21 protein-coding genes and 1 pseudogene are annotated in these 24,180 nt (G+C 69.9%); 10 read left to right on the top strand and 12 right to left on the bottom strand.

Going from position 1 to position 24,180, the window contains the following annotated elements; genetic code table 11:
- The first annotated feature begins 30 nt into the window (after positions 1-30).
- The gene (locus NQV17_RS29365; protein WP_257774954.1) at positions 31-2,313 is read left to right on the top strand and encodes a molybdopterin cofactor-binding domain-containing protein; all 2,283 of its coding nucleotides are present in this window, start codon (positions 31-33) and stop codon (positions 2,311-2,313) included.
- A gap of 36 nt (positions 2,314-2,349) precedes the next feature.
- Here the strand turns inward: NQV17_RS29365 and NQV17_RS29360 are convergent, their stop codons facing one another.
- Positions 2,350-2,796: a MarR family winged helix-turn-helix transcriptional regulator gene (locus NQV17_RS29360; RefSeq protein WP_124488416.1), complete on the bottom strand. Its 447-nt coding sequence runs from the start codon at positions 2,794-2,796 to the stop codon at positions 2,350-2,352.
- 536 nt (positions 2,797-3,332) lie between these two features.
- Here NQV17_RS29360 and NQV17_RS29355 point away from each other — a divergent pair.
- Complete coding sequence (locus tag NQV17_RS29355) at positions 3,333-4,640, top strand: MFS transporter (protein WP_257774953.1); 1,308 nt, start codon at positions 3,333-3,335, stop codon at positions 4,638-4,640.
- Between the two features lie 452 nt (positions 4,641-5,092).
- Complete coding sequence (locus NQV17_RS29350; RefSeq protein ID WP_257774952.1) at positions 5,093-5,857, top strand: DUF4397 domain-containing protein; 765 nt, start codon at positions 5,093-5,095, stop codon at positions 5,855-5,857.
- Between the two features lie 60 nt (positions 5,858-5,917).
- Here the strand turns inward: NQV17_RS29350 and NQV17_RS29345 are convergent, their stop codons facing one another.
- A complete protein-coding gene (locus tag NQV17_RS29345) occupies positions 5,918-6,484 on the bottom strand; it encodes a DUF3005 domain-containing protein (RefSeq protein WP_257774951.1) in 567 nt (188 codons plus the stop codon).
- 193 nt (positions 6,485-6,677) lie between these two features.
- Entirely contained in the window at positions 6,678-6,950 is a 273-nt protein-coding gene (locus NQV17_RS29340) for a hypothetical protein (protein WP_124551202.1), read from the bottom strand.
- Between the two features lie 253 nt (positions 6,951-7,203).
- Here NQV17_RS29340 and NQV17_RS29335 point away from each other — a divergent pair, with 253 nt between their 5' ends.
- Genes NQV17_RS29335 through NQV17_RS29325 form a run of 3 tightly spaced genes read left to right on the top strand, consistent with a single transcriptional unit; the run spans position 7,204 to position 10,678 of the window.
- Positions 7,204-8,736 (top strand): NCS1 family nucleobase:cation symporter-1, encoded by a 1,533-nt coding sequence (locus NQV17_RS29335; RefSeq protein ID WP_257774950.1) that lies wholly within the window; start codon positions 7,204-7,206, stop codon positions 8,734-8,736.
- Between the two features lie 22 nt (positions 8,737-8,758).
- Positions 8,759-9,487: an aspartate/glutamate racemase family protein gene (locus tag NQV17_RS29330; RefSeq protein WP_257774949.1), complete on the top strand. Its 729-nt coding sequence runs from the start codon at positions 8,759-8,761 to the stop codon at positions 9,485-9,487.
- 24 nt (positions 9,488-9,511) lie between these two features.
- On the top strand, positions 9,512-10,678 hold the full coding sequence (locus NQV17_RS29325; protein WP_257774948.1) for a LysR family transcriptional regulator: 1,167 nt from the start codon (positions 9,512-9,514) through the stop codon (positions 10,676-10,678).
- A 126-nt stretch (positions 10,679-10,804) separates the two neighbouring features.
- On the opposite strand, the gene NQV17_RS29320 is transcribed toward NQV17_RS29325, so the two are convergent.
- Positions 10,805-12,373, bottom strand: a complete 1,569-nt coding sequence (locus tag NQV17_RS29320; protein WP_257774947.1) for an MFS transporter — start codon at positions 12,371-12,373, stop codon at positions 10,805-10,807.
- 100 nt (positions 12,374-12,473) lie between these two features.
- Here NQV17_RS29320 and NQV17_RS29315 point away from each other — a divergent pair, with 100 nt between their 5' ends.
- On the top strand, positions 12,474-13,352 hold the full coding sequence (locus NQV17_RS29315) for a LysR family transcriptional regulator (protein WP_257774946.1): 879 nt from the start codon (positions 12,474-12,476) through the stop codon (positions 13,350-13,352).
- Positions 13,353-13,483: 131 nt separating this feature from the next.
- Complete coding sequence (locus tag NQV17_RS29310) at positions 13,484-14,473, top strand: ABC transporter substrate-binding protein (protein WP_257774945.1); 990 nt, start codon at positions 13,484-13,486, stop codon at positions 14,471-14,473.
- A 44-nt stretch (positions 14,474-14,517) separates the two neighbouring features.
- Here NQV17_RS29310 and NQV17_RS38115 read toward each other — a convergent pair.
- Positions 14,518-14,726 (bottom strand): annotated as a pseudogene (locus tag NQV17_RS38115) (hypothetical protein).
- 258 nt (positions 14,727-14,984) lie between these two features.
- Between NQV17_RS38115 and NQV17_RS29305 the strand changes: the two are divergent.
- A complete protein-coding gene (locus tag NQV17_RS29305) occupies positions 14,985-16,061 on the top strand; it encodes a glycosyltransferase family 2 protein (protein WP_257774944.1) in 1,077 nt (358 codons plus the stop codon).
- A gap of 16 nt (positions 16,062-16,077) precedes the next feature.
- On the top strand, positions 16,078-17,340 hold the full coding sequence (locus NQV17_RS29300) for a glycosyltransferase family 87 protein (RefSeq protein ID WP_257774943.1): 1,263 nt from the start codon (positions 16,078-16,080) through the stop codon (positions 17,338-17,340).
- On the opposite strand, the gene NQV17_RS29295 is transcribed toward NQV17_RS29300, so the two are convergent.
- Genes NQV17_RS29295 through NQV17_RS29265 form a run of 7 tightly spaced genes read right to left on the bottom strand, consistent with a single transcriptional unit; the run spans position 17,304 to position 24,163 of the window.
- The gene (locus NQV17_RS29295; protein WP_257774942.1) at positions 17,304-18,344 is read right to left on the bottom strand and encodes a TadG family pilus assembly protein; all 1,041 of its coding nucleotides are present in this window, start codon (positions 18,342-18,344) and stop codon (positions 17,304-17,306) included. The genes NQV17_RS29300 and NQV17_RS29295 overlap by 37 nt on opposite strands.
- Entirely contained in the window at positions 18,337-18,765 is a 429-nt protein-coding gene (locus NQV17_RS29290; RefSeq protein WP_257774941.1) for a TadE/TadG family type IV pilus assembly protein, read from the bottom strand. Before NQV17_RS29290 ends, NQV17_RS29295 begins: the two co-directional genes overlap by 8 nt.
- Complete coding sequence (locus NQV17_RS29285) at positions 18,762-19,619, bottom strand: lipopolysaccharide assembly protein LapB (protein WP_257774940.1); 858 nt, start codon at positions 19,617-19,619, stop codon at positions 18,762-18,764. Before NQV17_RS29285 ends, NQV17_RS29290 begins: the two co-directional genes overlap by 4 nt.
- Positions 19,616-20,560, bottom strand: a complete 945-nt coding sequence (locus NQV17_RS29280; RefSeq protein ID WP_257774939.1) for a type II secretion system F family protein — start codon at positions 20,558-20,560, stop codon at positions 19,616-19,618. The genes NQV17_RS29285 and NQV17_RS29280 overlap by 4 nt, the downstream gene beginning before the upstream one ends.
- Positions 20,557-21,534, bottom strand: a complete 978-nt coding sequence (locus NQV17_RS29275) for a type II secretion system F family protein (protein ID WP_124488401.1) — start codon at positions 21,532-21,534, stop codon at positions 20,557-20,559. Before NQV17_RS29275 ends, NQV17_RS29280 begins: the two co-directional genes overlap by 4 nt.
- Positions 21,531-22,943 (bottom strand): CpaF family protein, encoded by a 1,413-nt coding sequence (locus tag NQV17_RS29270; protein ID WP_257774938.1) that lies wholly within the window; start codon positions 22,941-22,943, stop codon positions 21,531-21,533. Before NQV17_RS29270 ends, NQV17_RS29275 begins: the two co-directional genes overlap by 4 nt.
- Entirely contained in the window at positions 22,940-24,163 is a 1,224-nt protein-coding gene (locus tag NQV17_RS29265) for an AAA family ATPase (protein WP_257774937.1), read from the bottom strand. The genes NQV17_RS29270 and NQV17_RS29265 overlap by 4 nt, the downstream gene beginning before the upstream one ends.
- Positions 24,164-24,180 lie beyond the last annotated feature (17 nt).

Raw genomic sequence — 24,180 nt, 5'->3', positions numbered from 1 at the left:
TCGCGCCCTCCCCGACAGGACACCTGAACCGTGAACCGCTCCGAACTGCTTGCGCGCGACGGCTGCCTGACCGTGATCCGGCCGCCCGCGCCGCCGCCCAAGCCGGCGCCCGGCCAGCCAGGCAGCCTGTCGTCGTACGTGCCGGCGCTACCCGAGGTGTTCGTCGCGATCCTCGACGACGGACGCATCCTCGCGTTCAACGGCCACGTCGACCTCGGCACCGGCATCCGCACGTCGCTCGCGCAGATCGTGGCGGAGGAGCTCGACGTACCGGCCGCGCGCGTGACGATGGTGCTCGGCGATACGGCCGCGACGCCGAACCAGGGTCCGACCATCGCGAGCGCGACGATCCAGATTTCGGCGACGCCGCTGCGCTGCGCCGCCGCGCAGGCACGCCACGCGCTGCTGGCGCTGGCCGCCGAGCGCTTCGGTGTCGACCCCGCGCAACTGAGCATCGACGACGGCACGATCGCCGCGCCGGCCGGCGGACACACCGCAACGTTCGCCGCGCTCGTCGCGGCGCGCCACATCGCGCTCACGCTCGACCTGAACGCCCGCACGAAGGATCCCGCCCGCTACCGGATCGTCGGCCGGTCGTCGCCGCGCGTCGACCTGCCCGCGAAAGCCACCGGCCAGCTCACGTTCGTGCACGACATGCGCGTGCCGGGCATGCTGCACGGCCGCGTCGTGCGCCCGCCGTATGCGGGCCACGACAGCGGCGCGTTCGTCGGCACGTCGCTGGTCGACGTCGATCGCGCGTCGGTCGCCGACGTGCCCGGGCTCGTGGCGGTCGTCGCGCTCGGCGACTTCGTCGGCGTCGTCGCCGAGCGCGAGGAGCACGCGATCCGCGCGGCACGTCAGTTGCGCGTCACGTGGCGCCCGCATCCCGCGCTGCCGCCGCTCGACACGCCCGCGGCCGCGATCGCCGCCGCGCCCGCGCAACGCCGGTTGCTGCTCGACGAAGGCGACGTCGACGCCGCACGCGCGCAACCCGGCACGATCACGCTGTCGCGCACCTATGCGTGGCCGTTCCAGATGCACGGCTCGATCGGCCCGTCGTGCGCGCTCGCCGACTACCGCGCGCCCGGCGACGGCCGGATCACCGTATGGTCCGGCACCCAGAACCCCGTATCGCTGCGCTACGACCTCGCGACGCTCGTGGCGCGCGACGAAGCCGATATCGACATCGTGCGGATGGAAGCGGCCGGCTGCTACGGCCGCAACGGCGCGGACGACGTCTGCGGCGACGCGCTGCTGCTGTCGCGCGCGGTCGGCCGCCCGGTGCGCGTGCAGCTGTCGCGCGCGGACGAGCATCTGTGGGAACCGAAGGGCGCCGGGCAGCTGATGCAGGTGACGGGCACCGTGACGCGCGACGGCCGCCTGCTCGGCTACGACTTCACGACGCGCTATCCGTCGAACGACGCGCCGCTGCTCGCGACGCTCCTGACCGGCGCGATCGCGCCCGAACCGCGCGTGTTCGAAATGGGCGACCGCACCGCCGTGTCGCCGTATGAAAGCCCGAACCGCCGCTTCGTCTGCGAGGATCTCGCGCCGCTCGTGCGCGCCTCGTGGCTGCGCGGCGTGTCGGCATTGCCGAACTCGTTCGCGCACGATGCGTTCGTCGACGAATGCGCGGCGCTGGCCGGCATCGATCCGCTCGCGTTCCGGCTGCGCCATCTAAAGGACACGCGCGCGACCGAACTGCTGCAGGCCGTCGCCGATCGCGCGGGCTGGACGCCGCGGCGCGTGGATCGCGGAAATGAAGCGGCAGCAGCGCGCATCGTCCGCGGACGCGGCGTCGCCTACGCACGCTATGTCCACAGCCGCTTTCCCGGTTTCGGCGCGGCCTGGTCCGCATGGATCGTCGACCTGAGCGTCGATCGCGTGTCGGGCGAGATCCGCATCGAACGCGTGACGGTCGGCCAGGACACCGGCACGATGATCAACCCCGACGGCGTGCGCCACCAGATCCACGGCAACGTGATCCAGGTATTGAGCCGCACGCTGAAGGAGCGCGTGCGGTTTGCCGACGGCAAGGTCGCGTCGCGCGAATGGGCGAGCTATCCGATCCTGACGTTCGACGAAGTGCCGGACGTCGACGTGGTGCTGATGCCGCGGCAAGGCGAGCCGCCGCTCGGCGCGGGCGAATCGGCGTCGGTGCCGGGGCCCGCCGCCGTCGCGAATGCGCTGTTCGATGCGACCGGCGTGCGCCTCTACGCGCCGCCGTTCACGCCCGAGACGGTGCGCGCCGCGCTGCGCGAGGCCGGCCGGCTTCCGGCTACCGAAGCGAGTGTCGCCGCAAGCGCCGCATGAGGTGGGTTTGCATTGAGGGCCGGACGGCGCCGCGCGTCACGCGTCGCCGTCGGCCTCCATCATCTTGCGCAGCAGATACTGCAATGCGACGCGCTCGCCCGGATTGAGCGGCCCGTACGTGCGCTCGGTCACCTGCCGCGCGAACGGCACCGTGCGGTCGATCAGCGCGAGGCCCGCCGCGGTCGCGCGCACGATCAGCTTGCGGCCGTCGTTCGGGTCGGGCAGCACCTCGATCAGCGCGCGCGTCTTCAACCGCTCGACGACGCCACGAATCGTCGCCTGGTCGATCGCGGTCGCCTTCACGATGTCGTTCAGCGAACACGCCTGCTTTTCCTTGACCGCGCACAGCGCGACGAACTGCGCGGCGGTCAGGTCCGAATCGGGGATCGCTTCCTGGAAAATCGCGACGTGCCGCTGATAGGCACGGCGCAGCAGGTGCCCGACCTGGTCGTGAAAGTCGTAGGAATCCTTGGAAGACGCCATGAAGATGAAAGCTCGCGCGGCATGAATGGGAAAGGCAAGCAGTGTACACCCTCGAATCGGTGCATCCGGTCACGCGGCCGCTGCTTCGTTGCGGTGCGTCAGGGTTCGACGCGCCTTGCCCGCGTCGCGCCCGACAAGCGCCCGACTATGTCGGCCTGCTCGCGGACATCGCCGCTGCAACGCCCGCGGCTCGCGCGATCCGGCGGGGCGCCGGACGCGCTCGCTCGCATCGCCGAAGCACTGGCGTGCACACACTCCACTTTTGAGCGTATACGCACGAATTTCGTGCATACCATAGGCCGGGCAAAAACCATGCTGGCATGTGCATATTCCCGTATAAATCCCCGAAAAAATTGGGGCTTATCCGGCTTATCGATCTATCCCGAGGCGTTCATTTCCATGCCTGTGCGATTCCGTATTTTCTAGTGTGTACGCTATGTAATTGGCGTGCTATACAGACTCCAGCGCGCGGCGAACCTTCGCTCGCGTCGAACGGCCACCCACTTCATCCGTCACATTCGAACAGGGGCAATCCCATGTCTACCGCACATCCGAGCGCCGCCGTCTCCGCCGACGACACGCTGCACGGCGCGCTCTACCGCAAGGTCACGCTGCGCCTGATCACGCTGTTCTGCCTGTGCTATTTCGCGGCCTATCTCGACCGCATCAACATCGGGCTCGCAAAGCTGCAGATGCTCGACGCGCTGAAGTTCAGCGACACCGTGTACGGGCTCGGCGCCGGCCTGTTCTTCGCCGGCTACATCCTGTTCGAAGTCCCGAGCAATCTGGTGCTGCAGCGCGTCGGCGCGAAGCTGTGGATCGCACGGATCATGATCACGTGGGGCCTGCTGTCGGGCGCGACGATGTTCGTGCATACGCCGATGCAGTTCTACATCGTGCGCTTCCTGCTCGGCGCCGCCGAAGCCGGCTTCCTGCCCGGCGTGCTGCTGTACCTGACCCAGTGGTATCCCGATGCGCGCCGCGCACGGATCGTCGCGCTGTTCATGGTCGGGCTGCCGCTGTCGAGCATGATCGGCAGCCCGATCTCCGGCTGGATCATGCGTGCGTTCGACGGCGTGCACGGGCTCGGCGGCTGGCAGTGGCTGTTCCTGCTCGAGGCATTGCCGTCGGTGCTGCTTGGCTTCGCGGTGCTGCGCTGGCTGCCCAACAGCATCGAGACCGCGCGCTGGCTGAACGCGGACGAGCAACGCACGCTGCGCGCGAACCTCGATGCCGATCCGTCCGGCAACAAGAGCCACGCGCTCGGCCGCGCGTTCTCCGATCCGAAGGTGTGGGCACTCGGCCTCATCGACCTGTGCGTGCTGCTCGGGCTGTATGCGGTGAGCTTCTGGCTGCCGACGATCCTGCGCGACACCGGCGTGAAGGACGCGTATCACATCGGCTGGCTGATGGTGATCCCGAATGCCGCGGCCGTGCTCGCGACGCTGTATTGCGGCGCGAGCTCCGACCGCGCGCGCGAGCGCCGCTGGCATATCGTCGTACCGTTCCTGGTGTCGGCCGTCGCGCTCGCATTTGCCGCCGCGTCGTCGCACGGCACGCTCGCGACCGTGCTGCTGTTCTCGCTGATCAACGCGGGCGCGGCCGCCGCGATGCCGGTCGTCTGGGCGCTGCCGTCCACGTTCCTGAAGGGCTCGGCCGCCGCCGGCGGGATCGCGTTCGCGTGCTCGATCGCGAACCTCGGCGGCTTCGGCAGCACCTACTTCATCGGCTGGCTGCGCGATACGTTCCATTCGCAAAGCGCGGGGCTGTACGGCTTCGCCGCATGCATGCTGGTCGGATGCGCGCTCGCACTCGCGTATCCTGCAAAGCTCGTGAACCGCTGATGCGCTCCATGCGCGCGGCGACCCGAGGTCGTCGCGCGCGATTCGTACAATTCGCACGACTCTCCGCGTATCGATGCGTGCCCAACGATATGCGCGCAAGCCCCCTCTCGCCCTTCCGCATTCGTCGCAGCGCCCCCCGGCTGACGGCTTGAACAGCTTTCCTGGGCATCGCACTCGCGCACAGGTCGCCTCGCGACTTGCCGCACTGCCTTTTTACAAACACGTCACCCCGCGCGCGCGTTCGCGCACGGCATGCCACTGCCTCCCCGCGCAGCTTCGCGCCACACCGGCGCGTACGCGTGTCCCGCCGTGCAGGCACGTCGTTTGCGATATCAACGCGCCCGCCCCTCGGGCGGACGGCAATCCTTCCTTCAATCCGGCGCTGCGCACCGCGCGAGTCCTCGTGCGGCGATCCCGCATCGCAATCAGGTTCCCCTGAACGAGAGGACGACATGAAATCCATACGAATGATAGTGGCCCTGTGCTCGGTCATTTCCGTGCTCACGGCATGCGGCGGAGACAGCAACGACGTCGGCACCGTGCTCGGCATCTCGAAGCCGCAGGCGCGTTTCATCAATGCGGTGCCGGCCGGCCCGAATCTCGACTACTACCTGAATGCGAAGCTGGATGCGCCGGGTGTCGCGTACAAGGGCGTGACCCGTTATCACGACATCGATTCGGGCACGCAGACCGCCAGCTACGACGTATCGGGAACGACCAAGACCGTCGCGTCGCAATCGTTCGGCGCGGCGAACGGTCATCACTACACGACCATCGCGTTGCCGAGCACCTCGTCGGCGATTTCGCTGATCGACGATCCGTTCGACAAGAAGCTGCTGTCCGACAAGGCGCGCGTGCGCAGCTTCAACGCGTCGCCGAACACGCAGAACGTCGACGTGTACGTCGTGCCGCCGGGCACCGACATCAACACGCAAAGCCCGACGCTGGCGGGCGCCGCGTATCAGAACGCCGTGCCGGCATCCACACAGGATTCCATCTACCTGAACGGCGGAACCTACCAGGTGATCGTCACGACGGCCGGCAGCAAGGCGCCGATCCTGAAGACCGCGCCGGTCGCGATCAACAACAACGCCGACTGGCTGCTGGTGACGATTCCGGCGGGCGGCATCGGCGACGTGACGCCGAACGACATTCACGTGCTGGTCGCGCAGGGCAACGATGCGGACACGTCCGCGCAGGAACTCGGCCCGCAATAACGGATAACGGCTTCGGCGGACCGCCGGCCGGCGGTCCGCCCGGCAGCCCTCGACAGGTCCTCAGTCGGTCCGCTCGAGACGGATCACGTGCTCGACCCGCGTGCCGTCGCCGTGCTCGACATCGACATCGCCGACATGCCGGACGCGCCAGCCCGGCCGCGTCCCAATTTGCGGCACGTTGCCGCCCGGCCGGCTCTCGATGCCGCCGAGCCCTTCGTCGGGCGTCTCGACCGCGTCGTCGAGCGACGCATTCGAATAGATCACGTTGTCGTGCCACTCGGTCGCGCCGCTGCGTGCCTCCATGCCCTTGCCGTCGACGTCGACCGTGTTGTCGGTCATCGCCATGTTCGCGTTGTCGAGCGTGACGATCCTGCCGCTGGCGCGACGCACCGGATCGCCGCTGTCGACCGCATGCGCGCCGACGTCGATCGGCGGCAGGCCGGTCGGCGTCTTCGCCGCGACGGCCTCGGGCGTCAGCGGCCGCTTCGCGACCTCGGCGGCTTCGGCGACCTCGGCGGCCTGGGTCGCCGCATCGGGCATGTCGCCGGCCGCCGGCGTCTGCACCGGGCTCTTCGCGATCTGTTCGCGCTGCTGTTTCGGGGTTGGGTTCGATTCCGCGTTGTGCATCGCACCTCCTGTTCCGGACGGCGCGCGTCGGCGGGATGCAGCCGGCGCCGGTCCGGGAATCGCTACAACGGTCGTTGCAAATCTTTCACGCGCACGGCGTCGCCCACGCGTGCCCTGCGACACGCGTGCCACGCCGACAGCCGCCCCGGCGGCACGCGGGCGACGGGCCCGCGCATGCCGCCCGCGCCGACGGTCAGCCGCCGCTTGCGCCCGCGGGCGCGGAAGCCGCGCCCGGCATGCTCGCCGGGCCGCCGGTCATGCCGCTGCCGGCCGTGCCGCTGCCCGGCATGCCCGACGGCGCGGTGGACGGCGCCGGCGCCATGCTGCTGGTGGAGCCGGTTGAGCTCCCGCCGGTAGTGGTGTCGCTCTCGCTCTTCTTCTGGCAACCCGCACCCACCGCCAGGCCGGCAATCAGGATGCCGGCGAAGACGACCCGCGATACGTGACGAATGGAATATCGCTGCATGACACCTCCGCTGATGTCGACTGGATGGAGACCTGTGGCGAGCAATGCGCGTGCCGTCCATCTCCTCCATCGTCCCCGCCGGCGACCCAGCCCCATTCATTTTTCAAATGCCCCCCAGCCGAATATTTAATTTCCCATCGCCGCGACGGCCACCCATACTCGCGAACAAATCCGAGACATCACGTCCACGGCGGCCGGGCCTGCGCTGCGTGCACACGCGGCCAGTTCGCGCCCCACATGGAAGGAGACGAGCGTGCAACTGGAAGCCACCCACCGCGCGGGCATCGTGCTCGGCGCGCACGACGCATCGAATCGAACCGATACCGCCGCGCGCGACCCCGCGCTGAGCCCGCGGCTGCACAACCCCGACCTCGCGCCGACCAAGGCGGAGGGCCGCACCTGGGGCCGCTACAGCATCTTCGCGCTGTGGACCAACGACGTGCACAACATCGCGAACTACTCGTTCGCGATCGGGCTGTTCGCGCTCGGCCTGTCGGGCTGGCAGATGCTCGTGTCGCTCGCGATCGGCGCGGTGCTGGTGTACGGCTTCATGAACCTCACCGGCTACATGGGCCAGAAGACCGGCGTGCCTTTCCCGGTGATCAGCCGGATGAGCTTCGGCATCTACGGCGCGCTGTTGCCCGCGATGATCCGCGCGGTGATCGCGATCGCATGGTTCGGAATCCAGACCTATCTCGCGTCGGTCGTGCTGCGCGTGCTGCTCACCGCGATCTGGCCGGGCCTCGCCGCGTTCGACCAGAACGCGATCTGCGGGCTGTCGACGCTCGGCTGGGTCACGTTCGTCGCGATCTGGCTGGTGCAGATCGGCATCCTCACCTACGGGATGGAGATGGTCCGCAAGTACGAAGGGCTCGCCGGCCCGATCATCCTCGTCACGACGCTGTCGCTCGCCGCGTGGATGTTCAGCCGCACCGGCGGCCATCTCGCGATGTCGATCGGCAAGCCGATGACCGGCCTGAAGATGTGGACCGAGGTGTTCGCGGGCGGCGCGCTGTGGCTCGCGATCTACGGCACGCTGGTGCTCAACTTCTGCGATTTCGCGCGCGCGTCGCCGAGCGCGAAGACGGTGCGGGTCGGCAACTTCTGGGGCCTACCGGTGAACATCCTGGTGTTCGCGACGATCAGCTTCGTGCTCGCGGGCGCGCAGTTCAGGCTGAACGGCCAGATCATCCACAGCCCGACGGAAATCATCGCGACGGTGCCGAACAAGCTGTTCCTCGTGCTCGGTTGCCTCGCATTCCTGATCGTGACGGTCGCGGTGAACATCATGGCGAATTTCGTCGCGCCGGCCTTCGTGCTGACGAGCCTCGCGCCGCACCGCCTGACGTTCCGCCGCGCGGGCCTGATCAGCGCGACGGTCGCGGTGCTGATCCTGCCGTGGAACCTGTACAACAGCCCGATCGTGATCGTCTACTTCCTGTCCGGCCTCGGCGCGCTGCTCGGCCCGCTGTACGGGATCGTCACGGTCGACTACTGGCTCGTGCGCAAGCAGCGCGTGAACGTGCCGGACCTTTATACCGAAGCGCCGAGCGGCGCGTATTTCTATACGCGCGGCGTGAACCGCAAGGCGCTCGCGGCGCTCGTGCCGTCCGCGCTGATCTCGATCGCGCTCGCCGTCGTGCCGGCCTTCAGCGCGATGACGCCGTTCTCCTGGCTGCTCGGCGCGGCCATCGCGGGCAGCGTGTACTGGCTGACGGCCGATCGCAAACGGCAATACGACGAGCGCTCGGGCGAACCCATCGCGGTCGCCTGCGCCCGACACTGAACGCAGCATACGGAGTGCACCGATGAGAATCCTGGTAGTCAACGTCAACACGACCGCGTCGATCACCGACGCCATCGCAGCGCAGGCGCGGGCCGCCGCGTCGCCGGGCACCGAGATCGTCGGGCTGACGCCGCGCTTCGGCGCGGAATCGGTCGAAGGCAACTTCGAGAGCTACCTCGCGGCGATCGCCGTGATGGACCGCGTGCTGAGCTACGACGAGCCGTACGACGCGGTGATCCAGGCCGGCTACGGCGAACACGGCCGCGAAGGGCTGCAGGAATTGCTGACGGTGCCGGTCGTCGACATCACCGAAGCGGCCGCGAGCGTCGCGATGCTGCTCGGCCACCGCTACTCGGTCGTCACGACGCTCGACCGCACGGTGCCGCTGATCGAGGATCGCCTGAAGCTCGCCGGGCTCGACGCGCGCTGCGCGTCGGTGCGCGCGAGCGGTCTCGCGGTGCTCGAGCTCGAGGAGAACCCGGCCCGCGCGATCGAGTCGATCGTCGACCAGGCTGCGCGCGCGGTGAAGGACGATCACGCGGAAGTGATCTGCCTCGGCTGCGGCGGAATGGCCGGCCTCGACCGGCAGATCGAGGAATGCACGGGCGTGCCCGTCGTCGACGGCGTGTCGGCCGCGGTCGCGCTCGCGGAATCGCTGGTGCGCCTGAAGCTGAAGACGTCGAAGGTCCGCACCTATGCGCCGCCGCGCCCGAAGCGGATCGTCGGCTGGCCGGGCACCTTCGTCAAATGACGGGCCGCGGGAACGCGTAGCGACATGCGGGACGCACCGGCGCCGAACGGCCTGTCCCTCGATGCGTCCGACGCAAGGAGTGCGCTCGACGGTCTGGACGCGCGCCTGATGCGCATCCTGCTCGTGCTGCTCACCGAGCGCACCGTGTCGCGCGCGGCCGTGCGGCTGAACATGTCGCAACCGGCGACGAGCGCCGCGCTCAAGCGGCTGCGGACGCTGCTCGGCGATCCGCTGCTCGTGCGCAGCCGCTACGGCATGGTGCCGACCGAGTTCGGCGCGCGGCTGATCGAGCCGCTGCGCAACGCGCTGCGCGTGATCGACTTCATCCGCATCCAGCAGCCGACCTTCGACGCGCGCACGTCGGTGCGCACCTACCGGATCGGCTGCCCCGACTACCTGAACGTGCTGTTCGTGCCGAAGCTCGTCGCGTTGTTCCGCGAACGCGCGCCGAACGCGCAACTCGTGTTCCATCCGCTCGGCGACGGCTACGACGACGAACGCGCGCTCGCCGACGGCGAGCTCGACGTCGTGATCGACAACCGCCCTGCCCGCCTGTCGCGGTTCCGGCAGGACGACCTGTTCGACGATCGCGTCGTGTGCCTGATGCGCGCCACGCATCCGCTCGCACGGCGCGGCGCGATGACGGCCGCCGAATTCGCGCGCGCCGCGCAGCTGTGCCCGACACCGTCGTGGCTCGAAGCGTCCGGCGCGATCGACCGGCAGCTCGAACGCGTCGGCCTGCAGCGGCGGATCGTCGTCACGCTGCCGCACTTCGAACTCGCCGCGCATGCGCTCGTGCGCTCCGACCTGATCCTCACCACCACGTACCGGCTCGCGCGCCACTACGCGAAGCTGCTGCCGCTCGGCGCGGTGGCGCTGCCGGCCGAGCCGCCCGAGATCGTGTACCGGATGACGTGGAACGAGTCGGGCGCCTGCGTCGACGGTGTGCGCTGGCTGCGCGGGCTGATCGCGGAGGCGACGCGCGGCTGGCTCGATGCGGAGGCCACGCAGCCGGCCGTCGCGGCGGTTGCCGCGAATGCGGATGCGCAAGCGAATGTGCCGATCGCCGACGCCCTGCCGGAACCGACCCGACGCACGCGCCGCCGGCAGGCGACGCATTGCGGTGCATCGCAACGGCCGCGTGTCGCGCGCGCGGCGCGCGTTCATCGCGTCACGACGAAGTCGCGCTGAATCGAAGTCGCGCCGAATCGATCGCCGACGACATCCTGAACACGCTGCGTGAAACCGCAACGCGCAAGCCTGGCGGCTCCGTATCGTCGCGCGCAACGAGTGCGGCATGAACGCCCGCCGCACGCATCACGCGTCGCGCATCGGTTGCGCAAGCAACCTGTACGCAACGACGGCGACGGCGAGCGCGAGTACGCCGCTGACCGTCAGCGCCACGGCGAATCCGCTCGCGAAGGCCGCGGGTGCCGCATCGGCAAGCGTGCGCGCGGCCGACGGCGGCACGTGCGCGAGCGCCTGCGCGAGATCGCCGGCCAGCAGGCTCGACATGAACGGCGCGTCGACGAACGCGCGCATGCCCGGGGCGGCGGACAGCAGCCGGTCGAGGTGCGCGTGCGTGCTGGCGGCCAGCACCGCGCCGAGCACGCCGACGGCCGTCACGATCGCCGAGAAGCGCGTGGTCGTGCTGATGCCCGACGCCATCCCGGTCCGGCTCGGCGGCACGCACGCCATGATCGCCTTCTGCGTGTCGCCGTTCATGATGCCCGCGCCGCAGCCGGTCACGAACATGCCGAGCGCGACGAGCCGGTAGTCGCCGCCGGCCGTCAGCGCCGCGGTCGCGAGATTGCCCGCGCCGATCAGTGCGAGCCCGCCCGCCAGCACGCCGCCGGACGATACGCGCGCGGCGAGCAGGCCGCCGAGCGAGGGCCCTGCGATCATCGCGAACGCGAACGGCAGCATCCCGAGCCCCGCGTCGATCGCGGACATCCCGAATGCGTTCTGCAGGTACAGCGGCAGGAACGTCATCATCACCTGCGCGCACGCCGCATAGCCGAACATCGCGAGCACGGCGCCGACGAAGCGCGGCTGGCGGAACAACGCCAGATCGATCATGGGCCGCGCCTGCCAGCGCTCCGCGCCGATGAACGCGGCCAGCAGCGCGGCGGCCAGCGCGAACCGGCCGAGCGTCGCGGTCGACAGCCAGCCATGCGACGGCGCGCCGATCAGCGCCGCGATCGCGCAGGCGAGCGCCGCGCCGAACAGCAGGCTGCCGGCGGCATCCACCCGTTTCGCGTGCGGATCGCGCGACTCGTCGATCGCGACGCGCGCGCCGGCCGCGAGCAGCGCGCACACCGGCAGGTTCAGCAGGAACACCCAGCGCCAGCCGATCCACTGCGTGATCGCGCCGCCGACCAGCGGCGCGACGGCCGTCGCGATCCCCATGCACATCCCCCAGATCGCCCACGCACGCGCGCGTTCGCGTCCGTCCGGAAAGCGGTTCGCGATCACCGCGAGCGCGGCCGTCAGCAACAGCGCGGCCCCGCCGCCCTTTGCCGCGCGCGCGGCGATCAGCCAGCCGGCCGACGGCGCGATCCCGCACCCGAGCGACGCGAGCGAAAAGAGCGCGAGCCCCGCGCCGAGCATGCGTTTGCGCCCGAAGCGGTCCGCCAGCCCGCCGGCCGGCAGCAGGCATGCGGCGAACGCGGTCATGTAGGCGCTCACGACCCATTCGATCTCGGCGAAGCTCGCATGGAAGCTGCGCGCGATGCTCGGCAGCGACACGGCGACGACGTTCGTGTCGAGCACGATCAGCGAGCACGTCGCCGCCGCGACCGCGAGCGTCGCGGCGGCCGGCAGGCGGGTGCCCGTGCGCGCGGCGGCAGGCGCGCCTGAGCGCGGGGCGGGAGAAGACTGGGACATCGACGGCTCCGGAACGAGAGGAACGAGCCGTATGCTAGGCTTGCCCGGTATTACCCGTCATTGACATACCGATGCAGTTTCATTAACGAAAATTGCAATCATGAATCCGCTCGAATTCCGTCACGTGCGCGCGTTCCTGAGCGTTGCGCAGCACCTGCATTTCGCGCGCGCGGCCGACGCGCTCGACATGGCGCCGCCCGCGCTCACGCGGCAGATCCAGGAAGCCGAGCGGCTGCTCGGCGTGCGGCTGTTCCAGCGCTCGCGCCGGGAGGTTTCGCTGACGGCGGCAGGCGTTGCGTTTCTCGCCGAGGCGCGCGCGGCGGTCGAGCATCTGCAGCGCGGCCGCGAACTCGCGACGCTCGCCGAGCGCGGCGAACTCGGCCGGATCGAGATCGGCTATGTGTCGTCGGCCGTCTATTCGGGCACGCTGCAGCGCACGGTCGGCGCGTTCCGCGCCGCGCATCCGCGCATCGAGCTGAACCTGCGCGAGGTACCGATGGACGACGTCGCGAAACAACTCGACGCGGGCCGGCTCGACCTCGCGTACGTGCGCCCGCCGTTGCCGCTGCCGGGCGGGCTGCGGATCGTCACGCTGCAGCGCGACGTATTCGTCGCGGCGGTGCCGGCCGATTCGCGCTACGCGGCGATGACCGCCGTGCGTGCCGCCGATCTCGCCGACGCGCGCTTCGCGGTGCCGGAACAGGAGCACGGCACGCTCGAAGTCGCGCGCCGCGGCCGCTTCGCGCCGGTGATCGCCGCGCGGCCGGGCGGGTTGCTCGCGGTGCTCGCGTGCGTATCGGTGAACGGCTGGGTTGCCGTGATCCCGGACGCGCTCGCCGACTGCGTGTCGTTGCCGGGCGTCGTGTACCGGCCGATCGCCGGCAAGCCGATCATGTCCGAGCTCGCGCTCGCGTACCGGCGCTTCGAGAAGGCGCCCGCGGTACGCGCGTTCCTGCGCGCCGTCCCTGCCGCGGGCTAGCGCCCGTCCCGCCGATAACGGACGCGCGAATAAGCATTTCGCGATTCGATGTTTGCCGGCGCGAAACCGATTCCGTAATCTGCCCGGCAGCCGCGCGGCCTCTCGCGCGGATCACCGAGGACCTGCCGCCGATGACTTCGCCCCCCGCCCCGGCCCGCCGCCGCACACTGCTGCGCGTGGCCGCCCTGGCCGCCGCACCGCTTGCCGGCGCCGCCGCACGGCCCGTCCGCGCGGCCGGCCCCGACCTGTCCAACGTGACGCTGGTGCTCGGCGACCAGGCCGGCGGCCTGCGCGCGCTGGCCGAAGCCGCGCGCGTGCTCGACGGCGTGTCGTACCGGTTTCGCTGGGCGAATTTCCAGGGCGCCGCGCCGCTGTTCGAAGCACAGCGCGCGGGTGCGATCGACCTCGCGCCGGCCGGCGACCTGCCGGTGTTGACGGCCGCGCTCGGCGATCCGGCGCTGCGGATCGTGGCCACGCGCGTCGGCTCGCCGACGTCGCTCGGCATCGTCGTGCAGCCCGATTCGCCGGTGCGCACCGTCGCCGACCTGAAGGGGCGCACGGTCGTCGTGTCGTCGGCACGCGGCAGCATCTCGCAATACCAGCTCTACGGCGCGCTGCGCGAACACGGCCTCGCACCGGGCGACGTCGACGTGCGCTTCGTGCTGCCGGTCGACGCGTTCGCCGCGTTCGAGGCCAGGCAGATCGGTATCTGGGCGACCTTCGATCCGTACTACGGCAACGTGGTCCGGCGCGGTGCGCGCATCGTGCGCGACGGCAGCGGGATCAATTCCGGGCTCGCGTTCCTCACGTCGCCGGTCGACACGCTCGACGATCGCGCGAAGCGCGCGGCGCTGTCGGACGTGCTCGCGCGGCTCACCCGAGCCGGCCAGTGGGCGCTCGCGCATCCGGCCGATTACGCGAGCGTCTATGCATCGCTCACGCGCCTGCCGCGCGAGGCGGCCACCGACATCGCGCGCCGGGCGGCGCTCGCGCAGCGCGGCGTCACCGGCGCGGACATCGACGTGCTGCAGCGCGTCGCCGATCGCGCGGCCGCGGACGCGATCCTGCCGAAGCGCGTCGACGTCGCGTCGATCGCGGTGCGCAACCTGTCGGCTGCGTAACCGGCTGGGCGTCATCCGCTGCGCGTCGTCGCCTGCGCGGGCGCTCAGCGCGCCTTCGCCATGTCGAGATCCGGCACGTCGTCGCCGAACGTCGACGCGACCAGCGTACGCATCGCGGCGACCGCCAGCGTCGGGCCCGACTGGTTGAACGTTCAGCTTCGTCCGCCCACGACGACGACGGCGCGCACGACACCGGCACACCGGCCAGTTCCCGGACTTGCATCGCGCCCGCCCTCGGCATCGAAAACGCCATCCTGGCGCCGCTACACGCGGTTCGCCGACAACCGCCGGCCGGTGTTTGCCCCCCGCAAGCCGCCCGTCGTGCAAAACCGCCGATACGTGTTACGAATCGGCGATTCCTGCGTACAATGAACGCAACACGTATCGTCCGGGCGGCGGTGGGCACGCACCCCGGAACCGCATTCACGCCGAACCGGGCCGGGCCCGTTCGGCGGACGACAACCGGAACCATACGGTGCAGCGCAGGCCGGATCTCTCGGGAGACCGCAGCATGTCCACGCACGCCAGGAAGCCGCTGATATCGCTCGTCGTGCCGTTTCATGACGAAGAAGACACGATCGACGCGTTCTTTGCCGAAACGCTGCCCGTTCTCGAGTCGGTCGCCGGGGTCCGCTTCGAGATCGTCTGCATCAACGACGGCAGCCGCGATCGCACGCTCGACCGGCTGCTCGCGATCGCCGCCCGCGACGCGCGCGTACACGTCGTGGATCTCACACGCCGCTTCGGCAAGGAAGCGGCGCTCACCGCGGGCCTCGACGAGGCCGCCGGCGCCGCGGTGATCCTGATCGACGCCGACCTGCAGGACCCTCCCGCCCTGATTCCCGCGATGATCGAACACTGGCGCGCCGGCGCCGAGGTCGTCGCCGCGAAACGCACCGACCGGATGTGCGACCCGTACCTGCAGCGCGCGGCGGCGGCGCTCTACTATCGCGTGCACAACGCGCTGTCCGAAGTCGAAATGCCGGAAAACGTCGGCGATTTCCGCCTGATGGATCGCGAGGTCGTCGAAGCGCTGCGCGCGCTGCCGGAGCGGCGCCGGTTCATGAAGGGGCTGTTCGCGTGGGTCGGCTTTCGCACCGCGATCGTCGAATACACGCGTGCGCCGCGCAGCGGCGGCCGCTCGAAGTTCTCCGGATGGCGACGCTGGAACTTCGCGCTCGAGGGCATCACGAGCTTCAGCACCGTGCCGCTGCGCGTGTGGACCTACGTCGGTCTCACGTTCGCGATGCTGTCGCTCGCGTATGGCGCCTTCATCGTGGTACGCACGCTGCTGTACGGCAATCCGGTGCACGGCTACCCGTCGCTGATTTCCGTCGTGCTGTTCGTCGGCGGCATCCAGCTGATCGGCATCGGCGTGATCGGCGAATACCTCGGGCGGATCTATCACGAGTCCAAGCAGCGGCCCGTCTATCTCGTGAGGCGGCGCTACCGAGCCGAGCGCGATGCCGCCGCCCAACCGGCATCGAAGCTGCTGCAGTTTCCGCTGAAGCGCGCACCCGCGGCCCGCCGCCGCGCGGCGATGCCGGCAGTCGCCGGCGCCGCCTCCCGCAAAGCGTCGTTCAAGTAGAACCGGACCGCCGCAATTGGACATTCCCCGCGAATCGATGCGCTCGGCGGAGCCGCCCGTGCGCGCGTGGCTCACGCTGCGGCGCGTCGTCGTGTACAGCGTGCTGATGCTCGTGCTCGACGCACTGTTCGTCGCGATCTGGACGACCGTCGTTCGTCACGGGGCCGGAAGCATCGGGGCACGCCCCGGTGCCGACTTCTCGGTGTTCTGGTCGGCCTCGTACGTGATGCTGCACGGCTCGCCGGCGCAGGCGTACGACTTCTCCACCTTCTCGCGGCTGACGACCGGGCTGTTCACGCACCTTCGCCGCGACGTCTTCGCCCCGTGGCTGTACCCGCCCACCTATCTGCTGCTCGTGACCCCGCTGGCGCTACTGCCCTTCGCGCTCGGTTATCCGGTGTTCGTCGCGATCGGCGTCGTCGTGCTCGGCCTCGTCGCGTGGCGCGTGTCGCGTCTCGGCACGATTCCGGGCGCATCGCGCATCGCCCCGCTCGCGCTGGCCGCCGCGCCTTGCGTGTTCGTCACCGCGACGCTCGGGCAGAACGCGTTCCTGACCGCGTCGTGCGCGGCGCTGGCCGTCCACTGGGCCGAACGGCGGCCGATCTGGGCGGGCCTCTGCATCGGCCTGCTGTCGGTCAAGCCGCAGATGGCGCTGCTGTTCCCGTTCGTGCTGGTCGCCGTGCGCGCATGGCGCACGATCGCATGGGCCGCGCTCGCCACCGGCACGTTCGTCGCGCTGAGCGTCCTGATTTGCGGCATCGAGTCGCTGCGCCTGTTCGTCGCGAGCACCGGACTCGCGCGATCGATCGTCCTCGAACACGGTGTCGTGTTCTGGCTCGCGTCGCCGACGCCGTTCGCGGCGTTCCGGCTTGCGGGCGTGCCGCTCGGCGCCGCCTATGCCGCGCAAGCGTGTATTGCGGCAATCGCGATCGCCGCCGCGTGCATCGCATGGACGCAATCGCGCGATACCCGCGTGCGCGCCGCCGTGCTGGCGGTCGCGACGCTCGTGGCGAACCCGTACGTGTGGCACTACGAACTTGCGTGGCTCGCCATCGCGATCGCCTGCATGCTGTCGATCGGCTGGCGCAACCGCTGGCTGCGTGGCGAACAGGCCGCGATCGCGCTGATGTGGGCGCTGCCGGTCGTCGAATACCTGAACCCGTGGCTGCTGCTGCCGCAGATCGGCCCGGCCGTGACGCTCTTCGCGCTGCTCGTGCTGCTGCGCCGCGCGCGGCACGATGCTCACAACGCGAGCCGCGGCGGCACGTACACGCCGTAGTACGGCCCGACGCCCGTCGCGACACCGGTCAGCTTCACGCCGGCGACGAAGTGCCCCTGGATGTACTTGTACGTGCCGCCGAGCGACACGTCGATACGGAACGCCGCGAACGCGACGATCGGCACGTAGGTGCTGCTCGCCGTCTGCGTGACGACCGGCAGCACGACCGTCGTGCCGACCGGCACCGACGTGTAGAGCGTCGCCTTCACGCCGGTCGCGAGATAGATGCTGTCGCCGATATTGAGCGTCGTCGGGTTGCCGGTCACCATCAGGCCGCCCATCGTCGTCGTGTCGGTCGCGGTCGACTGGAACGACGTCCACTGGCCGCCCATGCACAGCGCGCCGTAGGTCTGGCCGTTCGTGATCGAGAATTCGTACGGCTGGTTGGTCAGCGGATTGATCAGCGGCTGGTTGGTCAGCGTGTTCCAGTACTGGTTGTACACGCACTGGTCGATCGCGATCGGAAAGAGCCCGCCCGCCGCCACGCCGCCCGGCGCGGCGAGCACCGCGATCGCGGTCGCGCTGCCGGACGCGCCCGGAATGCCGAGCAGCCCGCCGAGCAGCAGCGGAATCGAGCCGCCGTTCACGCCCGGCGCGCGCGACACGGTCACCTGGACCGCCGGCACGTCGTATTGGCCGGGCGTGATGGTCGTCGGCTGCATCGATGCGGGGTTGCGCGTCACGTTCCAGTACCCGGTCGTCACCGTGCCGGTCGCGAGCGGCGCGCCTGCCGCCGCATTCTGCGCGATCACGCCGTTCGCCGCCGGCGCGGCCTGCGACCAGTTCAGCGCGCCGCCCGTGGGCGACATCATCGCGTCGGCCGCCGCGAGCGCGGCCGCGTCGGCGGCGTTCTGCAACTGGTTGCGCACCGTGGCCACCCACGCGATGTCGATCGCCAGTGCGCCGAACGACAGCAGCGGAATCAGGAACAGCAGGAAGAACAGCGCGACGGAGCCGCGCTCGCGCGTGGCGCCGATGCACGGCGTGCCGGCTGCGTCATTCATAGAACATCACCGAGCTGGCCGAGATCGTCACCGGGCCGGTCAGCGCGCTGAAGGCCGACCCCAGCACCAGCCCCGAATACGTGTAGGTCACCGTGACCGTCAGCGCGGTGCCGGCCGTCGTGCCGTTCGCCTGCGTCACGGTGATGGTCGGCGTCGTCGCGGTGCCGCCGGTGATGAGGCTGTTCTGCGTGTAGGTCGATGCGACGTTGGCGATCTGTGTCGGGGTCAGCATCGGCACGCGCAGCACGACGCCCGCGCGCGCGGCCTCGCGGCTCGCGTTCGTGATGACGGCCTTGTCGCACAGCAGCAGGCTCGTGTCGATGATGCCGATCAGCACCATCAGCAGGAACGGCAGCATCAGCACGAACTCGAGGGATACGACGCCGCGCGCGTGGCGGGCGCCCATCGCCTGGCGTGTCATCTTGCCGCCCCCGCGGCGGGCGGCAGCGCGTGCGGCTCGAGCGCGGCCCCCGTCGACGGTCGCGCGGTGGCGGGCGCCGGGCGCGACGCGAGTTGCGCGCGCACTGCCTCGTAGACGCGCAGATTGTCGGCCACCGCCGATGCGGGCAGATCCGCCGACAGCAGCTTCTTCGCCGAATCGGTGTTGCCGAGCACGCCATACGCGAACGCGAGGTTCTGGCGCGCCTGCCACGGCGCATCGGGCAGCCCGGCCACGTCGAGCAGCACGTTCACGCCTTCGCGCGGCCGGTTGCTCAGCACGAGCGACAGCCCGAGGTCGACGCGCAAGCCCTGCGCATCCGGATGCGCGCGCAGCGCATCGCGGTACACGGCCTGCGCGTCTTCGTGGCGGCCCTGCAGGTCGAGCACCGTGCCGAGCCCTTCCGCCGCGAGCGGCAGGTTCGGCTGCGCGGCCAGCAGCTCGCGGTAGCGCTGGGCGGCCTCGTCGAGCCGGCGCTGCCGCAACGCGACGCGCGCGAGCCCGACCTGTGGCCCGGGTTCCGCGGGTGCCTGCTGTCGTGCCTGCTCGTAGAGAATCCGCGCGCGCTCCAGATCGCCCGCGCGGTAGCTGACGTCGCCCAGCCCGAGGCGCGCCGGGAGCGAATCGGGATGCCGGGCGAGCACCTTCTCGTACAGCGTCGACGCGAGATCGACGTTGCCGCCGGCGAGCGCGCTGTCGGCAATGCGCAGTTCGGCCTGCGGGTCGTCGCTCTTGTGCGACAGCGCCGGCCGCGTCTGGATGCCGGGCGCGCAGCCGCCGGCCAGCACCGGCAACACCGCCGCGAATGCGAACGCACGGATCACGGATCGTGTCATTTGAATACCTCGAGCAGGCGAATCGCCGCCGGGCCCGCCGCGATCAGGCCGACCGTCGGCAGGATGAACAGCATCATCGGCAGCGTGATCTTCGGCGCGAGCTTCGCGGCCTGCTCCTCGAGCGCGACGATCTGCTCGGTGCGCTCGCTGCGCGACAGCGTTCGCAGCGCCTGCGTGATCGGCGTGCCGAAGCGCTGCGATTGCGTGAGCGTCGTGGCAAGCGAGCGCGCCGACGCAAAGTCGACGCGCGTCGCGAAATGCGTGAGCGCTTCGGATACGTTGCCGCTCAGCGTCAGCTCGTCCGCGCATACCGTCAGCTCGTCGGCGAGCGGCGGGCAGATGCGCTCGAGTTCGCGCGCGACGCGCCGCACGCCCGATACGAGGCTGTTGCCGGCCATCGTGCAGATCACGAGCAGGTCGAGGGCGTCCGGAAAGCATGCGGCGATGATCCGCCGGCGCCGCCGGATCATTGCGCCGAGCACGTATTCCGGCACGATCACGCCGATCACGAACGCGGCGATCATCGCCAGCGCCCGGATCACGACGTATTCGCCGAAGCGCGGAATGTACGGGCTGAACACGATCGCGACGCCCGCGAGCAGCACGCCGCAGCTCAGCTTGATGCCGATCATCGAGGACACCGCACGCCGCTCGCGAAAGCCCGCGCGCGTCAGCTGCAGCGCGAGCTTCACTCGCTGCATCGGGTCGAGCACGGGCAACCGCTCGCCAAGTTGCGCGAGCCGCCGCGTCAGGTCCTGACGCACCTCGCCCGGCTGCAGCCGCCCCGCCACCAGCGACAGCGGACGTTGCCCGGCCGCCTGCTGCACGCGCTCCGCGATCCGCCGGCGCGTGCCGCCGCCGGGCGTCGCGAGCGCCGCCGCGACGCACGCGAGCAACAGCAACAATTCGAGGCCGCGGGCGGCCAGCATCGACATCGTCATCGCGCGGTATCCAGTTTCGAAATCTTGTGAATCGTCAGCAGTCCGATCGTCAGCAGCACCGCGGCGATCGTCAGCATCACGCGTCCGGCATGCGTGTCGAACAGCAGCATCACGTACGCGCGGTTCACGAGGAACAGCGCGCCGATCATCACGAACGGCACCGCCGAAATGATCTTCGTCGTGATCCGCCCCTCGGCGGTCAGCGCGCGCGTTTTCAGGCGGATGTCGCGGCGCGTGCGGATGATGCTCGACAGCTCGTCGAGCGTCTCGCCGAGGCTGCCGCCGGTCTCGCGCTGCAGCAGCAGGTAGACGGTGAAGAACGAGAAATCCGCGATCATCAGCCGGTCTGCCGCGTGCGTCAGCACGTCCTTCAGATCCGCGCCGACGCGCAGGCTGTCACCCATCGAGCGAAAGGTCGAGCGCACCGGCTCCGCCGCGCTGTCGCCCACCGTGCTGATCGCCTGCGTGACCGGAATGCCCGCGCGCACCGCCCGCACGATCAGGTCGATCGCGTCCGGGAACGCTTCGAGAAAACGCAGCCGGAACCGCTCGACCAGCGCGCGATAGCTGGCGCGCATCGCCACCAGCGGCAGCCCGACGTAGATCAGCGGATGGAGCGCGTGCGGCAACGCGACGAGTTGCACCACCACGATCGCGGCAATCGCGCCGGCGATCGTGCCGGCGACGACGATCCGCATCCCGCGTTCGCCGCCAACCGCCCGCACGCGCGTCACGTAGCGCTGCAGCCACGCGCGCGCGCGGCTTTGCCGCCGCGGCAGGTTGAACAGCGCGATGCCGGGTGCAGCGGCCGCACCGGCTTCCCGGCCCGCCAGCGACGGCGCAAGGTGCCGCATCCGCTCGCGAATGCGCTGCTCCGGCGTGTGGCGCGCACGGTCCAGCCACGCGGACAGCGCGAGGCCCGCCGCGAGGATCACGACGAAGGCGCCGAGCGCGAGCAGGTCCGCGGTGCTCATTGCCGGAAGACCTCGGAGAGCGCGTCCTCGACGCCGTAGTACGCGGCGCGCGGCGCGAACGCCGGCCGCAGCGACGACGCCTCGAACACGCCTTTCACCACGTCCCGCGTGGTGTCGCCTTCCTGGCGGAACGCGAACAGGTCCTGCGTGATCACCACCTCGCCTTCCATTCCGACGATCTCGGTGATCCGGGTCACGCGGCGCACGCCGTCGCGCATCCGCTCGACCTGCACGAACAGGTGCACGGCGCTCGCGATCTGGCGCCGGATCGACAGCAGCTGCAGGTTCGCGTTCGCCATCATCACCATGCTTTCGAGCCGGCTGATCGCGTCGCGCGGCGAGTTCGCATGGATCGTCGTCATCGAGCCGTCGTGCCCGGTATTCATCGCCTGCAGCACGTCGAACGCTTCCGCGCCGCGGATTTCGCCGAGGATGATGCGGTCGGGCCGCATCCGCAGCGCGTTGCGCACGAGGTCGCGCTGCGAGATCCCGCCGAGGCCTTCCGTATTCTCCGGCCGCGTTTCGAGACTGACCACGTGCGGCTGCAGCAGTTGCAGCTCGGCCGCATCCTCGATCGTCACGATCCGTTCGTGCTCCTCGATGTGTTGCGACAGCGCGTTGAGCAGCGTCGTCTTGCCCGACCCGGTGCCGCCGGAGATCACGATGTTCAGCCGGCACGCGCACGCGATCTTCAGCACCTGCAGCATCCCGTGCGAGATGTTGCCCTGATGCGCCATCCGCGCGAGCGTGATGTCGCGCTTCGCGAACTTGCGGATCGAGATCGACGCGCCGCGCATCGCGATCGGCGGCAGGACCACGTTCACGCGGCTGCCGTCGGCAAGACGCGCGTCGACCATCGGGCTGCTCTCGTCGACGCGGCGCCCGACCGCCGCCGCGATCCGCTGCGCGACGCTCGTCACGTGCGCGTTGTCGCGAAACTTCAGCGGCGTGAGTTCGAGCCGGCCCGCGCGCTCGACGTACACCTGGTCGGGGCCGTTCACGAGGATGTCGGAGACGGTGTCGTCGGCGAGCAGCGGCTCGATCGGCCCGACGCCGAACATGTCGTTCAGGATCGCGTCGACGATCAGCACCTGCTCGCCCGCCGTGATCTTCAGGCGCTCGCGCTCGACCGTGTGCGCGGCCACCTGCTCGATGCCCGCGCGCACTTCGTCGCGCGTCTTCATCAGCGCCGCCGACATGTTCATCGACGAGAACACCGCGGTGCGAATCGCGTCGAACTTGCCGGAACGAATCAGCGCCTCGTGGGTATCGGCCACCGCAAGCCCGCGCGCGGACGCGGGCGCCTGGCTCGCTGTCGGGACCGGTGTCGTCGCGTCGTCGCGCGGCGCGGCAGGAGTAGCCGCCGGCCCGGGCGCAGGCGTCGGCCGTTTGCGGGTACCGAACGTCACGATCCTTTCCTCCATTTCACGAAGCGCGCGTACCACGGCTGCGCGACGGCCATCGATTCGCCGGTGATGCCGTTCGCGAGCAGTCGGATCTCGTCCAGGAAGCCGCGGCGTTTCGTGCCTTCGATCGGCTCGCCGAGGTTCTCGGCGACCGCGAGCGTCTGCGGCTCGTGCGGCAGCTCGCGCAGCCGCACGCCGCCGAATGCGTCCTCGAAGTCGGCCTGCGCGACGCGCCCCTTGACCGGCTCGAGCGGGTTGTTCAGCATCATCGACAGCAGCCGCTCGCCGGGCAGCTCCCTCACGAAGCGCGCAAGCCGGGCGGCTTCGTACGCGGCATGCACCGAGCGATCCGCGACGATATAGACGAGATCGGACACCGTCAGCGCATCCTCGAACAGTTTGCCGGCGCGGTTGCCCACGTCGAACAGCACGTAATGGAAGCGGTCCTTCAGCATCTCGACGAGCGACGCGATCGCATCGTCGCGCAGCGGCGCGTCGTCGCCATACGCCAGTTCGGCCGAGAGCACGTGCAGGCGGTCGCCCTTCGTGACGAACATGCGGTCGAACAACGCGTCGTCGGGACGCTGTTCCATGTTCAGCAGTTCGATCAGTCCGTTGTTGCTCGACAGCCCGAGCATCGAGTTCGCGCCGCCGCCGTGCAGGTTCAGGTCGACGTATGCCACGCGGCGGCGCTTCTCGCCCGCCAGGCAGCGCGCGAGACTCACCGCGACCGTCGTCGTGCCGACGCCGCCGCGCGCGCCGACGAAGCTGACGATCTTGCCGGTGCGCACCTGCACGACCGATTCCGTCGCGGTCAGCGCGCGCCGCATCAACTCGACGGTCAGCGGCTTCACGATGTAGTCCTGCACACCGATGCCGAGCAGGTTGCGGAACAGCCCGACGTCGTTCTGCGTGCCGATCGCGACCACCCTCACGGACGGATCGCACACGTCGGCGAGCCGCATCAGGTCGGACACCGGCAGCACCGAATCCGACACGTCGACGATCAACTGGCGCGGCGAGCGCTCGTGCTGCTGCAGCAGCCGGATCGCGTCGTCGCAGTTGCCCGGCTGCACGTGGGCGCGCGTGATCGACAGGTCCTGGGCGACGCGGCGGATCACGTCTTCGCTGCCGGCATCGGACACGACCGCGATGAGATCCGCCGCACCGGCTGCGGCGGCGCGCTTGGCATTCTGGCGATCGAGGACGTTCATGGGCGGCATCGCGATGGGCATCGGGA

Source organism: Burkholderia sp. SCN-KJ (assembly GCF_024656005.1).
Taxonomy (GTDB): domain Bacteria; phylum Pseudomonadota; class Gammaproteobacteria; order Burkholderiales; family Burkholderiaceae; genus Burkholderia.
This window is presented reverse-complemented; position numbering and strand designations above follow the sequence as displayed.

Coding starts and splice junctions, on each gene's coding strand:
- NQV17_RS29360 (WP_124488416.1), bottom strand. CDS start 2,796: ATGGCGTCTTCCAAGGATTCCTACGACTTTCACGACCAGGTCGGGCAC.
- NQV17_RS29315 (WP_257774946.1), top strand. CDS start 12,474: ATGAATCCGCTCGAATTCCGTCACGTGCGCGCGTTCCTGAGCGTTGCG.
- NQV17_RS29305 (WP_257774944.1), top strand. CDS start 14,985: ATGTCCACGCACGCCAGGAAGCCGCTGATATCGCTCGTCGTGCCGTTT.
- NQV17_RS29330 (WP_257774949.1), top strand. CDS start 8,759: ATGAGAATCCTGGTAGTCAACGTCAACACGACCGCGTCGATCACCGAC.
- NQV17_RS29280 (WP_257774939.1), bottom strand. CDS start 20,560: ATGACGATGTCGATGCTGGCCGCCCGCGGCCTCGAATTGTTGCTGTTG.
- NQV17_RS29265 (WP_257774937.1), bottom strand. CDS start 24,163: ATGCCGCCCATGAACGTCCTCGATCGCCAGAATGCCAAGCGCGCCGCC.
- NQV17_RS29325 (WP_257774948.1), top strand. CDS start 9,512: ATGCGGGACGCACCGGCGCCGAACGGCCTGTCCCTCGATGCGTCCGAC.
- NQV17_RS29275 (WP_124488401.1), bottom strand. CDS start 21,534: ATGAGCACCGCGGACCTGCTCGCGCTCGGCGCCTTCGTCGTGATCCTC.
- NQV17_RS29310 (WP_257774945.1), top strand. CDS start 13,484: ATGACTTCGCCCCCCGCCCCGGCCCGCCGCCGCACACTGCTGCGCGTG.
- NQV17_RS29345 (WP_257774951.1), bottom strand. CDS start 6,484: ATGCACAACGCGGAATCGAACCCAACCCCGAAACAGCAGCGCGAACAG.
- NQV17_RS29355 (WP_257774953.1), top strand. CDS start 3,333: ATGTCTACCGCACATCCGAGCGCCGCCGTCTCCGCCGACGACACGCTG.
- NQV17_RS29290 (WP_257774941.1), bottom strand. CDS start 18,765: ATGACACGCCAGGCGATGGGCGCCCGCCACGCGCGCGGCGTCGTATCC.
- NQV17_RS29285 (WP_257774940.1), bottom strand. CDS start 19,619: ATGACACGATCCGTGATCCGTGCGTTCGCATTCGCGGCGGTGTTGCCG.
- NQV17_RS29350 (WP_257774952.1), top strand. CDS start 5,093: ATGAAATCCATACGAATGATAGTGGCCCTGTGCTCGGTCATTTCCGTG.
- NQV17_RS29340 (WP_124551202.1), bottom strand. CDS start 6,950: ATGCAGCGATATTCCATTCGTCACGTATCGCGGGTCGTCTTCGCCGGC.
- NQV17_RS29320 (WP_257774947.1), bottom strand. CDS start 12,373: ATGTCCCAGTCTTCTCCCGCCCCGCGCTCAGGCGCGCCTGCCGCCGCG.
- NQV17_RS29295 (WP_257774942.1), bottom strand. CDS start 18,344: ATGAATGACGCAGCCGGCACGCCGTGCATCGGCGCCACGCGCGAGCGC.